Here is a 14544-nt window from a genome sequence, read left to right as displayed (position 1 = left end):
ACAAAATGAAATTTAAGGAATTATAACTGTTATTTTTTCATTCCGGTAGATGAATAGAATGAGTTTTGTTGCCTTTCTCTAGTAAATCAAGCCTTTTCCTGTAATTAACGTTAAAAAAGGTTACTTCAGCTGAATACCAGCTAGGTATGAACCATAAATCCTTCAACAGTTGATTGTAACGAACGGCACCGTTCAGCCAAGTCCAATATAAGTTATTAGGCCAATCCATTAATAGCCACCATCCGCATCCAATTGTTTGATGACGTATAGAAAGGTCATTTTTATCAAAAGACTTTAACTCTAAATTTGGCCGGTTTAAACTCAAAGACATCGTCTCTTCAATGAATTTCAATAACTTTTCCGATGTCGCTTTTGATGTCAAAAGTTTTGAAAATTGATGTAATACGACCAGTCGCTCTATATCATACTCGGTCAAACTAACACCTTCTAAACCCAACAGAGTGTCTTGCCAATTCTCAAAAACATTCCAGGTTAAATGGTCAGCTTTTTCTCTTTTCGATGCCGCCAAGTAGAAACCGCAATTAAAGCAGGTGGCGAGCTTCTTCTCCAAACCCACCTCTTCGTTCCCCTTTCCTAGTTCAATTCGATGAAACGCCACCGGTTCTCCACATTCCTGACACCGATCATGCATCATAATTTGGTGCTTTGGGCAAAATGTGTAAAGCGCGACCCGCCAATGCGTCCTGAAATAAGGCTCTTCGTCTTCTTTCAAGCATTGAGGACAAAATTGCATACCAAAACCATTATGCTTACGGTGGTAAACCTTTAGCGGGGTGATCCAGGGTTCGACTCCAGAGTTCCTTGCATGTTGAAACAGAACACCTTCATAACGCTTTAATGTCGTCTGCCGGACAACCTTTATGGCTGTCGCCGTTTTCTCTGCAAGTTGACTGAGAAGCCAGTCAGGTCCGAGCCGGTCGATATCCCGGTTCCAAACCTGGTGTTTGACACCGAACTCTTGATGGCAAAACGTCTGCACCTTTTCGCCATTGGCGTGCGCGATTCTGACCAACCAAGAGGACATCAATTCGTTCGGGTAAGGATGTGGGTGAACCGGCCAAAGCTTACCCGATAACATGGTCAAATCCCCAAAATCCGGTCCATTTGCCGTTTCCTTTCGGAAGGCGCGACCCAATCCAATTGTTTGAGAATTTTCAGCGTAATTCTTTCCTCTCCGGAACGGATCGCCTCTTCGGCCGCCTTGGAAAGCACGCGGGCCAGTTCACCAATGTAACCGTCGGTCATTGAAAAAAGCTTATTGGCCAGCTGGTTCTCATAGAGGTAGGACGGTTGGTTCAACGGCAGCAAGGCCTCGAAACTCGCCAAAAGCCGTTCGTAATCCTCGTCCCCGAGCCGCCATCGCGGCAGCGGTGCGAGCTCGAACCGGTTCGCCAGCTGCGCGTCCGTTTGGATGGCGTTGAACGCCTCCCTAATACCGACGGCCACGATCGGAACCTTCAGCTTGTTACCCAAGGTCTTGAGCACGTTCAAAAACAGGCGCTGCTGGTTGTGGCTGCCCGCAAGAATATGTTGCACCTCGTCCAGTATGATCATTTTGACGCCGATTGTTTCACAGACTTTCAGCACCTGGGACTGCTTTTTACCGGCATTGTCCCGCTCCTTGAACTTTTGGTAGAGCTTGCCCAAAATCTCGTCATATAGCCGCCCCTCGTCGGGCTTGGGAGGACACTCGACGTACAACACCGGAAGGGACACGCTGTAGCCCTCTGGATTGTCGGACGCGGGATGCATATTGCAGAACCGTTTGACCAGCATCGTCTTGCCGTTGTTCGTGTCGCCGATAATGAGCAAGTTGGGCATGCGGTCGGTCCTCGGATAGTCCAACAGCTCATTAAGCTTTGCCAGCAGCTTTTTAGCCCGAGGATAGCCGACCCAACGTGAGGCACGGATAACCCGGATACGCTCTTCATCATCGAGTTTGAGCAGCTCTCTCGTTTTAGGGGTCAGATGCTCCAAGCTCATAGCATTTCGTCCAGATCTTCGAATGGCGTGATCGTCTTCTTCGGAACCACTTCCTCACTTGACTCCTCATCCGCATTCGTATCGGTTTGGGGTTCCGGCTGGAGCGGCAGCATGGATACGTGCTTCTTGCGTTCCTGGGCCCTGCGAGCCGACTTGGTTTTTCTCGCCGCTTCTTCCTCAATCTCGCGCATGCGCTTAATCGTGGCGAAGATCAGGTCTTCGTCCTGTCGGCCTTTTTGCTCCTGTTTCAGCCTCGCTTGCGCGGCCCGCCACTCCCACACGCTCACCGGCGGATAGGCGGTGTTTCGGTAGGGAACCGGGTAGTATTCGTTGTCGTCGGGGTCGAAAAACCAAATCGTGCTGATGTCCCGAGGGTCCCGTCGGACGATAAACTTGCGTTTGACGCTCGGCTTTTCAGGATCGGGCGCATTGATCCAGCGTCGCAAGACGTCTGCAAAATACACCACCTCGTCGACAACGATCCCGCTTCTTTGAACCGTTCTTTCAATGAACGGAAGAAAGTCCAAACGGAAACGACGGGGGCCTTGGATTTGAGCTGGCAGACCGATTCCCGGATTCTCATTGTCACCTAAAAGCCCTTGCCGGAACTTTGCCAAAGGCGGCATACCCAAAGCCGAATGGTTGGTGTTATGGTAAACGCCGACAATATACAGGGTCAGCCACTCTTCGAGGTCGGACAACGTAAGCACGGCGTTGCCTTCGCTGTCGTAGTTTCCTTTTTCGGCAACATTGGAAAACGTTGCGCCGGACACCCCTTTCAACTCTTCGGCCAAGGTGCCGAGGTAACGCTCGATGTGCGCGCCGTAATGAGGCCGCGCAACCGGTCTCCACTCGACGTTAATGCCGTACTGGTCGCATGCACGTTGAATCAATTTGCCACGGAACTCCTTGGCGTTATCCATGTGAAGCGAACCATAATTTATTCCCCAGCACGGCCACTCTCCGTTGACATTGTATTTGGCCAGCCAATCCTCTTTAGGCAGCGCCGAATGAGCAATCGCAAGACCGGTCACCAAACCGGAAGGCGCATCGAATCCGACTCGGAAGCCGAGCACCATTCTGGAGAAGACGTCGAACACGACCGTTATCCAGGGACGACCGACGGGACGACGCCAATGGTCGTCGCACAGTTGGACGTCCAGCCACGTATGGTCCACCTGGACGTAGGAAAAAGGCCAGTCGGCTCCGGGAAATTTGCCCTGAATATGGCTGTACTTTTCCGCCGCTTTTTTGTCGCCTTCCCTGACCCTTTGCAATTCTTTGGGAGATTCCTTGTTGATCCAGTTTCTCAGAGTGTTGTAGTGCGGCGGCTTCAGTCCCTTGTCTCGGCACTGGATCTTCAGTTCTCGGTGTACCTTGGTGACCGATTTCTTCTGCTTCGTTTTATATTCGGTCTTAATGACGCTTTTGATCAGGTCTTGCAGCTCCGGGCTTAGTTTCGCTTCCCCCTTATCGGCCCTTTTTCCCGGCAACAAATCCGTTACCTTGCCGGTCTCCTCGTAGCTCCTGATCCAGTTGTAAAGCGTATTGGCGGAATATCCGTGCTCAATGGCCCGGCTTTCGACCATGGCGCGGGTTCTTCCCTTAACCAGCAGGGGCTTGATAATACCGAAGCGCTTTAAGGCCTTATCCCACTTGGCTTCCGGAATCAGCTCCAAATCCTCGGTGGGTTTGGCCTCGTCAAAATTGATGCCGCTGATTTCGGAGATTCGCACTTCTTTAAGTGTGCTCGTCTTCGGATGGATCAGCATGACGTGGGTCAGGTCGGTCACCTGGCGAATGAAATACTCTTCCCCGTGATAAGAAACGGATTCGCCCGGTTCCAATTTCAGCATTCCGGATTCAGCCACCATACCTACCTCTATGGTTTCCAATAAATCGGTGTATTCATATTGAGTTGCGCCCCATAAAGGTCGCACCGGATTTGTTTCGTCCCGATCAAGTACCAAAGCGTGGGCAGCAACGCCGCCTTGTCCCAGTCGCTGTATGCGAGCTGTTCGAGTAACGCCTTGGGCGTCGACTGCCTCAACTCTTTAAGCTTGTTGTCGATCAACGTCATATCGCCTTCACGATCCGCACCACGACGGATGAAAGGCATCAGGAATTTGGCGTTTTTCAACAAAATCGTGCGGATTTCGACTTCGGTCATGATTTTGAACTTCCAGCCCCGCTGTTTGGCATAGCGAAGACCGGCCATCAGTTTGGGCTTCAGGTCCGCCCAATCCTTCTCCAGGTCCGAGCGGTACTTCACTTCAACCAAGACCGTTTCCTCACCGGAGCGAGTTTTTCTTTTCACAAGAATGTCCGGAGTGTAAGAGCGCCGCTTGCCGTTTTTGTCGAACCATTCAATTTGCACAGGCTGGACATCAAAGCTGGTTACCTTACTGTCGAACTCTAGTGTTGTGATAAAATCGCGCTCCAAGGTCGATTCAAACATAGCCGCATCCTCGGACTTGGCGGACGCATAAATTCCCGTTACGTTGCGATAGTTTTTTGGAATGCTTCTGGCTGACATGGCGCTGAATCCGGTACAAGTCACTGGTGTACGAATCGACTATAACAGAATTCATATTAAACCCAATACAAAACAACAATGTAAAAACGGTGTAAAATCGTTGGTGACAGTACAAACTAGCGATGTAAGTCACAACAGCGCTTAAACAGGGTCACCGTTTATTGAGGAGGCGCCATGGAAGACCAAGCCCGTAATTTTTTATTTTCCGAACTCAACATTCGAGGTCAACACCTTCAGGTCGCACAAGCCTGGCAGGCCATGATCGAAGACCGCCACTATACCCCTGCGTTGCAAACCCTTTTGGGCGAGTTGACTGCCATGGCCATTTTGCTGGCCAAGGGAATGAAGCACCCGGGACGCCTCACTTTGCAAGTACAGGGAAAAGGGCCGGTAAGTTTGTTGATGGTGGAAGTCACCGACCAGCTTCAATTACGCGGTGTGGCCAAAACGCGAGGCGCGATTGAACCCGAGCTTGCAGGCATCCATGATTTGCTGGGCGATGGCCAGATCATGATCACACTGGAAAACACCGTCACCAATAAACTCTTTCAATCTTACGTATTGCGCCAGGGCGACACGGTGGCTGAGTGCTTCACGCACTACCTGAGCCAGTCTGATCAACTGCCCTCCAAACTCTGGCTCGCCGCCAATGAGCACGCCATCGCAGGCTTGCTGATTCAAAAAATGCCGACCACGGATGAACAGGATGCCGATGGCTGGGAACGCATTGCTGCCTTATCCGACACAGTGGGCAGCGAAGAACTCTTAACCCTGCCTGCGGAGACTCTGTTGCATCGGCTTTTCCACGAAGAAACCGTCCGACTCTACGAGCCTTCAACGGTGGCGTACGAATGCCCGCGTGACCGCGAAAAAGTCAAAGAAATGATCCGGTCCTTGGGCGAGGAAGAAGCCCGACGCGTCATTGAACAGGAAGGGGAAATTGTGGTGCACAACGAAGTGTGCAATTTCCACGAACGATTTGATCTGGCCGACATCGAAGCGCTGTTTCATCCGACGGATGAAAGCACGCTCAAACACTAAGAACCAAAACAACTCCGTTTTTACCAGGCCTGGTAAAAACGGTTATTCAATAGCCCCAGCAAACATGCTGTCCACATCGATCAGGATAATGACATCGCCCTGATAATGGGCAATGCCCTGAAGATAGCGTGAGGCGTTTTCTTTGGTGGAGGACATAGGCTCAAACTGTTTTTCCGGGATGTCTTTGACCTCCATCACACTGTCGACCAGCATGCCCACGATATTATCTTCATCCAATTCAACAATGATGATGCGAGATAACTCATCTGGCTCTTTACTGCCCAACCCGTAGGTCATACGGGTATCAATTACCGAGACGATGACGCCGCGCACATTGATCACCCCCAAAACGGTTGGGTCGGCACCCTGCACCTGGCGAATTTGCCCCACCCGCAACACTTCACGAATTTTTTTGACATTGATGCCATACACTTCCTGATCCAGCTCAAACAGCACACAACGAACACTGGGGCCTGAAAACTGCCCTTCTTCGTCCAACATGCCGTCCAGCGCCAGATTGCTGGCATGATCATCGGCGGAAGCCGCTTTTGTGGCCACACTCATGCGGAATCTCCTCTAAAATTGAAAGCGTTTGAGAACACCCGGTAAATCCAGGATCAGCGCAATATTGCCGTTGCCGGTAATCGTCGCCCCGGCATAGCCTTCCAGATGTTTCATCATCACACCCAGTGGTTTGATGACCACCTCTTCCTGGCCATTGACCTGATCCACTACCAGTCCGGCATACTGGTTCCCGATCGACACGATCACAACCTTATCGCCGGAAAAATCGTCTTTGCTGCAACTGGGGTTCAGCCAGTCCTTCAAAAACAGCAGGGGCACGCTTTTTTCGCGCAGACGCACCATCATCTGTCCGTCGATTTTATTGATCTGATCCCCATCATAATCAAAGATTTCCTGCACACTGGTCAGAGGGATGGCATAGCTGTCTTCTTCAAATGCCACCATCAAGGTGGGCAGAATCGCCAGCGTCAGAGGCACACGAATACTGATTCGAGTCCCTTCGCCCGGCGCGGAATGAATGTCAATGCTGCCATTGAGTTTGGTGATCATGTTTTTGACCACATCCATCCCCACCCCGCGACCGGAAATATCACTGACCTGATCCGCGGTGGAGAACCCAGCCGCCATGATCAGCTCAAACGCGGATTTATCGTCCAGCTGGTTGGCCGACACCTCATCCATCACCCCTTTTTCCACGGCTTTGGCCCGCAGTTTGTCCGGGTCCATGCCTTTGCCATCATCGGTAATGGACAGAAGAATGTGATCCCCTTCCTGCTCCGCGGCCAAAATAACGGTGCCTTCGCGGGGCTTGCCTTCCGCCTCACGCTCATCGGGCATTTCCACCCCATGATCCACCGAGTTTCGCACCAAATGCACCAACGGATCGGCCAAGGCTTCGACCAGGTTTTTGTCCAGATCCGTGTCTTCGCCCTTCATTTCCAGGTTGATTTCTTTGCCCAGCTTGCGAGACAGGTCGCGCACCACGCGCGGGAATCGACCGAACACTTTTTTCACCGGCTGCATCCGGGTTTTCATCACCGACGCCTGTAAATCCGTGGTGACATGATCCAGATTGCCCACGGCACTGGAAAGCTCTTCGGCGGTGTCGTCATCACTGCCACGCAGTGTCAGCAAGCGGTTGCGTACCAGCACCAGCTCGCCCACCAGGTTCATGATCTCATCGAGACGTCGTGTGTCCACTCGCACGGTGGATTCTGCAGCCGGCTTATGGGCTTTATCCTTGCCCGCATCCGCTTTTTTGGGTTCCGGCTTTTTGGCTTCTTTTGCTGGTTTTTTCGGTTCGGGCTTCGCAGCCTTGTCAGGCTGGGCAGCCTCTTTGGGCGCACTGTAGGCGCTGATCTTGTCGCTGACGGGAACGCCGCTGTCCTGACCTTCCAACTGGTCGCGTTGCGCCAGCAGCGCCTCGAACTCGTCGTCGGTGATTTCACCCTCCGGGTCCACGCCTTCTGGCAGTTCGAGCTTTTTCGCGCCGCTGCCGCCATCTTCAGACTGCGTCAATTGGTCGCGCTGTTGCAGCAACGCTTCGAATTCATCATCGGTGATTTCGCCTTCCGGGTCGACCCCTTCGGGCAGCTCAAGCTTGGGCGCCGACGCTTCGGAACCGCTGGCTTGCCCCCCTTCGTCTTTGGCCGCCTCAGCCTGAGCCGTGTCGTCGTCTCCGCCGCCACTGCGCAGACGGTCTAGCTCATCAATCAGATCCTTGTTTGATTCATCATCAAACTCACGCACACCGTCGTTCAACTGATCGATGAAGTCACTGATCTCATCGAACGCTCGCATGATCACATCGGAAGCGTGATGGTCGTATTCCAGGTCACCGTTGCGGATCTTATCGAACACGTTTTCGGCACGATGACACAGCTCAACCAAAGGCGTAATGCCCAGGAACCCTGCGCCCCCTTTGATGGTGTGAAACCCGCGAAAAACGGCGTTCAGCAAGTCAGAATCAGTCGGCGATGACTCCAACTCCGTTAACTGCTCATCCAGTCCTTCGATCAGCTCTGTGGCTTCAACCAGAAAGTCCTGTAGTATTTCTTCATCCACGGTGACAACCCTCTTTGATTACGCGGCCAGCTCACCCCTTGCGCGTCGCAAACGGTTTGTCCATCAGAACATGGGTAACAATCCAACGTTCGTCTGCACCCACTTAACGCAAACGCTGACGGACATCCTCCGCCAAATTTCTGGCACACTTCAAATGCTTACCCCTTGCAAAGCAAACCACATGCCATGATTGCGCGCTGATCAAATTCCCAGGTCATCCAACATCGCATCCACATCGGCTTGGGAACCGACCGTGCCTTTTTGGCTTTCACGGGTCACATTGGGGCCCATGCCTTTTTCTTCTTCAGCTTTGCGTTCGGCTTCCGATTGGTGAGCCGCCGGAATCGCATCCAAAGAGAGACCGGAGCGCTGAATCAGATCTTTCAGTGAGGCTTCCAGACTGGTCACCAGCATAATCACCCGATTCAACACCTGTCCCGTTAAATCCTGAAACGATTGAGCGGTCATGATCTCGGTCATTTCCGCGTGCGCCTGTCTGACATACCCGGCAATTTTTTCATCCGATGTCTGCGATTCAATCGATTCCAACAGGCCAATCATGTTTTCCGCCGCGCTCAGTGTTTTGTTACTGGCCTCCTCGGTCGTCTGCATCACATACTCCAGGCGTTCGGTGGCGTCGGGCAAACCGTGCTTGGTGTCTCGCAACAGCTGAGCATCCTGGCCAAAACCTTCAAGCGTATCGTGCAAATTCTGTGCGATCTCTTCCACGCCTTCAATCAAGGATTCATTGCGCTTGGCCACAATCTGATCCAACATTTCTGACGCCTTGTCATAATTTTCTTTTTCCAGCGCCTTGAGCAGTGATTTGACTTGTTTGGGTTTAATGTTTTTCATGTCCTCTCCCTGAAACCAAAAAAGGCCCATCCACGTGGACAGGCCTTCCTTTTATTTTTTCTTTAATATGGTTGCGAACAGCGCGTCGTCATTTAGCCACCTGCGGCCTTTTTGCGCTCGGCCACCCGTTCAAATATTTTTTCAATTTTGCCATTCAGCGTGGCCGCCGTAAAGGGTTTGACAATGTAACCATCCACACCGGCTTCGGCCGCCTCCAGAATCTGGGCACGCTTGGCTTCCGCCGTGATCAGCAGGAAAGGCGTTGACTTCAATTTCTCGTCGGCTCGAACATGACGCAACAAATCGATTCCCGTCATTTCCGGCATATTCCAATCGCTGACGATGAAGTCATACTTGCCGCTTTGAATCATGGGCCATGCGGTCGCACCATCATCCGCCTCATCAAATTTACTGAACCCAAGTTCTTTCAGCAAGTTTTTGACAATTCGGCGCATGGTCGAAAAATCGTCCACGACCAGGATGTTCATATTACGATCTATTTGCATGGTGGTTCCTCAAATCTTATTCATTTCCTGACACCGCGTGCCAGCTGTCATTGCCGTTTATATCCAATCTCTCAACCTGGATTTCAGTCGTTTGATCGCCTGACTGTGAATCTGGCTCACGCGAGATTCACTGACTTCCAACACCTGTCCGATTTCTTTCAGGTTCAATTCTTCGTCATAATAAAGCGCCATGACCAGCTTTTCTTTTTCCGGCAGATGTTCAATCTGCGCCACCAGCGCCTGATGAAAACCAGCTTCAGCCAGTTCGGCGATCGGGGTTTTGTTCTGGCTGACCATCCGCTCTTCCGACAACTCGTCATGATCCGGCTCATCAATCGACAAGAGTTGTGACGAGTTGGTGTCCTGCAGCATACGGTAGTAATCGCCGAGTGACACACCCAAGTGTTCCGCCACTTCCTCATCCCGCGCTTCGCGCCCCAAACGCGACTCAACCTGATTGATCGCCTCGGCCACTTCCCGCGATTTTCGATGCACGGAACGGGGCGTCCAGTCCCCCTTGCGAATTTCATCGAGCATGGCGCCCCGAATCCGGATACCGGCATACGTCTCAAAGGTCGCCCCTTGATTGGCGTCAAACTTCTGAGCCGCCTCCATCAGACCGATGATGCCAGACTGAATCAGGTCTTCGACCATGACACTGTCGGGCAAACGACCTTTCAGGTGATACGCAATGCGCTTGACCAGGGGCAGAAACGGTTCAATTTCAATGCCCGTGCCCTGCCCGGCGGACTGTTGTTGAACCTTGGCATAAACCTGGGTGCCTGTCATAAACCCTTCATCCCCATTTACGCGCTGCCTCGGGACGTTCAGTCCGATTTGGCCTGAAACAAACGCTCAACAAAAAACTGCAGATAGCCCGTCACGCCTTGCGGAACTGGCCAACCATTGATCTTTTGCGCCAAATTCCGGAAAGCTTTGGCCGATTCACTCATGGGTTTGGCCAGAGTAACCGGCGTCTGCTTTTGAATCGATTCTCGCAAATCGGTATCAAACGGGATGGTCCCCAAATACTGGATGCGCACATCCAGAAACTGTTCACATACCTGTGAGAACTTATCATAAAGCATTTTGCCATGTTTTTCAGACTTGGCCATATTGGCCAAAAGCTGAAAGCGGGTCAGTTCGTAATCGCGGCTTAACACTTTGATCAATGCATACGCATCGGTCATGGACGCGGGCTCATCAGTTACCACCACGACCACCTCTTGGGAGGCACGACAGAAACTGACCACACTGTCCGCGATCCCGGCGGCCGTATCAATGACCAGCACATCCAGAAGACCGTCAATTTCATCAAAGGCATTAATTATTCCAGCATTTTCAGCAGGGGTCAATTGCGCCATCCGTTTGACACCCGACGCAGCGGGAATCACTTTCAACCCACCCGGCGCATCCACCATCACCTCTTTCAGGCTTTTCTGACCGTCCAGCACATGTGATAGATTGTATTGGGTCTGCAGGCCCAGCATGACATCCACATTGGCCAGGCCCATATCGGCGTCCATCAACAGAACCCGGTTGCCCATTTTGGTGAGCGCCACCCCGAGGTTGACCGAAACATTGGTTTTGCCGACGCCACCCTTACCGCTGGCGACTGCAAGCACTCTGACTGGCTTGTCTTGTTTCACCCTTTTCCCCTTTGGCTGTGCTGCTGGGGCTGTTTGCCCAGTTGGTTCGCTTTGTCGGGCTGAGCGCATGGCGCGTAACCCGGCCGCCTGATCATTGTGCATCGGATATCTCCCGGCCCAGCCCCAGACGCAATGCATCGTCCGGGTCCATCTGGGTATTCTGCTGCCCCAGTACAATGGCTTTGTCCACCAGATCTCTCACTTTGACCGGCTCCAAATCTTCCGGCACCCGCTGACCGCCCGATAAATAGGACACCGACAGCTGATGCTCAATCAATACGGTTAATATATGCCCCAATTGCAGGGCTTCATCCACTTTGGTCAGAATGCATCCGTGCAGACCGACCTGGCTGAAAGAACGCACCACATCCTGCATCACATTTAACTGAGTGGCCGCTGACATCACCAAGTAATTGCGGATGGAATTCAACCCAGGTTGTTCCTTGGTAAACTGCTGCGACAACATAATGTCTTTCTGACTGATGCCAGCGGTATCAATCAGGACCAGTTTTTTGCTGGCCAATGAGCTGAGCAGGCTGTATAGCTCGCCCTGCGAATTGGCCACATGCACCGGCACGCCCAACAAATCGGCGAAGGTTTTCAATTGCGCCTGCGCGCCGATTTTGTAACAGTCTGTGGTCACCAGTGCCATTTGGCTGGCGCTGTTTCGCATCACAAACCGGCTGGCCATTTTCGCAATGGTAGTGGTTTTGCCCACCCCGGTCGGCCCGACCAAAGCGACGATGCCGCCACTTTCGATCACGTCGCGCGAATCGACCGGAATCTCCTGTTCGATGCGCGCCAGCACGTCAGACCAGGCCTGGTCAAAATTGGCAGGCGCTTCATCCGCCAGGCGTTGAGCCAGTTGCCAGCCCAGCCCCAGCTTGACCAGACGCTTGATCAGCGCCACTTTCTCCGGCTCCCGGGTTTCGGTCTGGTTCCACGCCAGACCCGAAAGCTGGTTCTCCAGCATCTGTTTGACCGCTTGCAATTCATCGGCCATTTTCTGGATTTCAGGACCTCCCGAAGGCGGCATAGCACTGGCCTGCACCTCATACTCCGGCGAATAATAACTGCTACGAGCCGCGGGTTCCTCCTTAGGCTGAGCCTTATACGCCTGCGCTTCCGGGTCGATGGCGGCCACGACTTCCACCCCGGAATCGGTTTTGCGGCTCGACATAATCACCGCATCGTCGCCCAACTCATCGCGCACCAACGCCATTGCCTGACGCATGGTCGGGGCTAAATAGCGTTTGAGTTTCATTTAATCTCCCTGCCCCACATTGGCCACCACGCTGATGCGTCGGTTTTCTGGCACCTCGGAATACGCCAGCACCTGTAAATTTGACAGGCTGTAGCGAAACAAACGTGCCAACTGAGCCCGGATCTGGGGCGCCACGAGCAGAACCGCCGTCTGGCCGTCCATTTCGAGCTTTTGCGACTCCTCTTTCAAGGTATTGTGCAAACGCTCTGCCAGCCCCGGCTCAATGGCCAGCTGACCTTCGGGGGCGCCTTGTGCAGCTTGTAGCAACAACTGTTCCAAACTAGGCTCCAATGTAATCACCTTCAATTCGTCCGCCGAACCGACAATGTTTTGAACAATTGAGCGCCCCAGAGCCGAGCGCACATGCATGGTCAGCTCGGACGGGTCCTGGGTGGCGGAAACCTTTTCCGTCAAAGCTTCCAAAATGGTTCGCAGATCACGGATGGACACCTTCTCCGCCAAAAGATTTTGCAGGACCCGTACCAGACCCGCCAGTGAAAAACGGTCCGGAATCAGTTCCTCAACCAGTTTGGGTGACACTTCTTTGAGCTTGTCGAGAAGTTTCTGGGTTTCATCGTGTCCCAGAAGCTCCGGCGCATAGTCCTGAATCACCTGACTGATGTGTGTGGCCACCACGGTGCTGGCGTCCACCACCGTGTAGCCCAGTGCCTGTGCCTGCTCACGGTCGGCCGGATCAATCCAGACCGCATCCAGTCCGAAGGTTGGGTCCTTGGTTGCGGTGCCTTTGATTTCGCCATAAACCTGCCCGGGGTTGATCGCCATCTCCCGATCCGGGAACACTTCGCCTTCACCCGAGGCCACACCCATCAGCATAATTCTATATTCATTGGGTTTTAAATCCAAATTGTCCCGGATGTGTACCGGCGGCACCAAAAAGCCCAGTTCCTGAGACACTTTGCGGCGCACACCTTTGACCCGTTCCAATAACTGTCCGTTCTGGGACTGGTCCACCATCGGGATCAGCCGATACCCCACTTCCAGCCCGAGGATATCCACCGACTGCACATCATCCCAGCTCAGCTCCGGTGGCTGATCCGGCGCTTCCTCATCCGACTCGCCCAACAGTTCTTCCGGCGGTGGCGCCTTTTTGGATTGCCGATGAATCAGATAGGCCCCGCCGCCGGCGATGGCGGCAAATGTCAAAAACGCGACATTGGGCATGCCGGGGATCACCCCAAACACCGCCACAATCCCGGCTGTGGTACCCAGAGCCTTGGGGTTGGCAAACATCTGTGCCTGTACCTGTTGGCTCATGTCCTGTTTGTCTTTGTCGGTGGAAACACGTGTCACAATAATAGCGGTGGCCGTCGACAAGAGTAAGGACGGAATCTGGGCCACCAACCCGTCGCCCAGAGTCAGCAACGTATAGACCTCAATCGCCTCGTTGAACGGCATGCCGTGCTGCCCCATACCGATGGAGAACCCACCGATCAGGTTAATGAACAAAATCACAATCCCGGCGACGGCATCCCCGCGCACGAACTTACTGGCACCATCCATCGAGCCGTAAAAATCCGCCTCCGAGGTCACATCCTGTCGACGCAACTGCGCTTCTTCCTGAGTGATCAGCCCCGCATTCAAATCAGCATCAATCGCCATCTGCTTACCCGGCATCGAATCCAGGGTAAAACGCGCGCTCACTTCGGCCACACGCCCGGCACCTTTGGTGATCACCACGAAATTAATCACCACCAGAATGGCAAAAATCACCAGGCCCACCGCAAAGTTGCCCCCGATCACGAAGGCCCCGAATGCTTCGATCACGTTCCCGGCGGCATTGGCGCCGGTATGGCCTTCAAGCAGAATCACTCGCGTCGAAGCAATATTGAGCGCCAGACGGAACAGGGTTGCAACCAGAATAATCGTGGGGAACACGGCAAAATCAAGGGGACGGGTGGCGTACAGCGCCACCATGAGCACCACGAGCGACAGCGCGATGTTAAACGTAAAAAAGACATCCAGCAAAAACGGCGGCAGAGGTACCACCACCATGGCCAACAGGGCCAAAATCGCGACCGGCACCCCGACGCCGCGCTTGAACCATTCTTTGACTTGATTGAGAAGCTGTTGAAAATCCAT

Annotated in this window: 13 protein-coding genes; 1 reads left to right on the top strand and 12 read right to left on the bottom strand. The window is 53.0% G+C overall.

Features of this window, described 5'->3' with window-relative positions:
- Window positions 1-37: 37 nt before the first annotated feature.
- The 4 genes from AVO41_RS08480 to AVO41_RS08465 are packed head-to-tail and all read right to left on the bottom strand — an operon-like array spanning window position 38 to window position 4462.
- Window positions 38-1099 (bottom strand): TniQ family protein, encoded by a 1062-nt coding sequence (locus tag AVO41_RS08480; RefSeq protein WP_068585575.1) that lies wholly within the window; start codon window positions 1097-1099, stop codon window positions 38-40.
- Window positions 1100-1101: 2 nt separating this feature from the next.
- Window positions 1102-2004, bottom strand: a complete 903-nt coding sequence (locus tag AVO41_RS08475; RefSeq protein ID WP_068585572.1) for a TniB family NTP-binding protein — start codon at window positions 2002-2004, stop codon at window positions 1102-1104.
- Window positions 2001-3878 carry a Mu transposase C-terminal domain-containing protein gene (locus AVO41_RS08470; protein ID WP_068585570.1) on the bottom strand — a complete coding sequence of 626 codons (1878 nt, stop codon included), beginning with the start codon at window positions 3876-3878 and terminating at the stop codon, window positions 2001-2003. The genes AVO41_RS08475 and AVO41_RS08470 overlap by 4 nt, the downstream gene beginning before the upstream one ends.
- Window positions 3879-3886: 8 nt before the next feature.
- The gene (locus tag AVO41_RS08465; RefSeq protein WP_235584711.1) at window positions 3887-4462 is read right to left on the bottom strand and encodes a heteromeric transposase endonuclease subunit TnsA; all 576 of its coding nucleotides are present in this window, start codon (window positions 4460-4462) and stop codon (window positions 3887-3889) included.
- 252 nt (window positions 4463-4714) lie between these two features.
- On the opposite strand from AVO41_RS08465, the gene AVO41_RS08460 reads away from it, so the two are divergent.
- Window positions 4715-5581, top strand: coding sequence for an Hsp33 family molecular chaperone HslO (locus AVO41_RS08460; protein WP_068585562.1), 867 nt, complete (start codon window positions 4715-4717; stop codon window positions 5579-5581).
- A gap of 42 nt (window positions 5582-5623) precedes the next feature.
- Here the strand turns inward: AVO41_RS08460 and AVO41_RS08455 are convergent, their stop codons facing one another.
- The 8 genes from AVO41_RS08455 to flhA all read right to left on the bottom strand — a co-directional run bounded on the left by AVO41_RS08455 (window position 5624) and on the right by flhA (window position 14544).
- Complete coding sequence (locus AVO41_RS08455) at window positions 5624-6145, bottom strand: chemotaxis protein CheW (protein WP_068585559.1); 522 nt, start codon at window positions 6143-6145, stop codon at window positions 5624-5626.
- A gap of 12 nt (window positions 6146-6157) precedes the next feature.
- Window positions 6158-8170 (bottom strand): chemotaxis protein CheA, encoded by a 2013-nt coding sequence (locus AVO41_RS08450; RefSeq protein ID WP_068585556.1) that lies wholly within the window; start codon window positions 8168-8170, stop codon window positions 6158-6160.
- Between the two features lie 201 nt (window positions 8171-8371).
- Window positions 8372-9025 carry a protein phosphatase CheZ gene (locus AVO41_RS08445; protein WP_235584710.1) on the bottom strand — a complete coding sequence of 218 codons (654 nt, stop codon included), beginning with the start codon at window positions 9023-9025 and terminating at the stop codon, window positions 8372-8374.
- Window positions 9026-9117: 92 nt separating this feature from the next.
- The gene (locus AVO41_RS08440) at window positions 9118-9525 is read right to left on the bottom strand and encodes a chemotaxis response regulator CheY (protein ID WP_201022873.1); all 408 of its coding nucleotides are present in this window, start codon (window positions 9523-9525) and stop codon (window positions 9118-9120) included.
- Between the two features lie 63 nt (window positions 9526-9588).
- Window positions 9589-10320 carry an RNA polymerase sigma factor FliA gene (locus AVO41_RS08435; RefSeq protein WP_082676672.1) on the bottom strand — a complete coding sequence of 244 codons (732 nt, stop codon included), beginning with the start codon at window positions 10318-10320 and terminating at the stop codon, window positions 9589-9591.
- A 38-nt stretch (window positions 10321-10358) separates the two neighbouring features.
- On the bottom strand, window positions 10359-11318 hold the full coding sequence (locus tag AVO41_RS08430; protein ID WP_082676670.1) for a MinD/ParA family protein: 960 nt from the start codon (window positions 11316-11318) through the stop codon (window positions 10359-10361).
- The gene (flhF, locus tag AVO41_RS08425) at window positions 11272-12444 is read right to left on the bottom strand and encodes a flagellar biosynthesis protein FlhF (RefSeq protein ID WP_068585544.1); all 1173 of its coding nucleotides are present in this window, start codon (window positions 12442-12444) and stop codon (window positions 11272-11274) included. The genes AVO41_RS08430 and flhF overlap by 47 nt, the downstream gene beginning before the upstream one ends.
- Window positions 12445-14544, bottom strand: coding sequence for a flagellar biosynthesis protein FlhA (flhA, locus tag AVO41_RS08420; RefSeq protein WP_068585541.1), 2100 nt, complete (start codon window positions 14542-14544; stop codon window positions 12445-12447).

It is taken from the genome of Thiomicrospira sp. WB1, from assembly GCF_001507535.1.
Taxonomy (GTDB): domain Bacteria; phylum Pseudomonadota; class Gammaproteobacteria; order Thiomicrospirales; family Thiomicrospiraceae; genus Hydrogenovibrio.
Note: the sequence above shows the minus strand (reverse complement) of the source record. Positions and strands in the feature narration are given on the sequence as shown.

What these genes read in the sequence shown, in the direction of transcription:
- AVO41_RS08475 (WP_068585572.1), bottom strand. Translation starts at nt 2,004, where the DNA reads ATGAGCTTGGAGCATCTGACCCCTAAAACGAGAGAGCTGCTCAAACTC.
- AVO41_RS08460 (WP_068585562.1), top strand. Translation starts at nt 4,715, where the DNA reads ATGGAAGACCAAGCCCGTAATTTTTTATTTTCCGAACTCAACATTCGA.
- AVO41_RS08465 (WP_235584711.1), bottom strand. Translation starts at nt 4,462, where the DNA reads ATGTTTGAATCGACCTTGGAGCGCGATTTTATCACAACACTAGAGTTC.
- AVO41_RS08430 (WP_082676670.1), bottom strand. Translation starts at nt 11,318, where the DNA reads ATGCATTGCGTCTGGGGCTGGGCCGGGAGATATCCGATGCACAATGAT.
- AVO41_RS08470 (WP_068585570.1), bottom strand. Translation starts at nt 3,878, where the DNA reads ATGGTGGCTGAATCCGGAATGCTGAAATTGGAACCGGGCGAATCCGTT.
- AVO41_RS08455 (WP_068585559.1), bottom strand. Translation starts at nt 6,145, where the DNA reads ATGAGTGTGGCCACAAAAGCGGCTTCCGCCGATGATCATGCCAGCAAT.
- AVO41_RS08445 (WP_235584710.1), bottom strand. Translation starts at nt 9,025, where the DNA reads ATGAAAAACATTAAACCCAAACAAGTCAAATCACTGCTCAAGGCGCTG.
- flhF (WP_068585544.1), bottom strand. Translation starts at nt 12,444, where the DNA reads ATGAAACTCAAACGCTATTTAGCCCCGACCATGCGTCAGGCAATGGCG.
- AVO41_RS08435 (WP_082676672.1), bottom strand. Translation starts at nt 10,320, where the DNA reads ATGACAGGCACCCAGGTTTATGCCAAGGTTCAACAACAGTCCGCCGGG.
- flhA (WP_068585541.1), bottom strand. Translation starts at nt 14,544, where the DNA reads ATGGATTTTCAACAGCTTCTCAATCAAGTCAAAGAATGGTTCAAGCGC.
- AVO41_RS08480 (WP_068585575.1), bottom strand. Translation starts at nt 1,099, where the DNA reads ATGTTATCGGGTAAGCTTTGGCCGGTTCACCCACATCCTTACCCGAAC.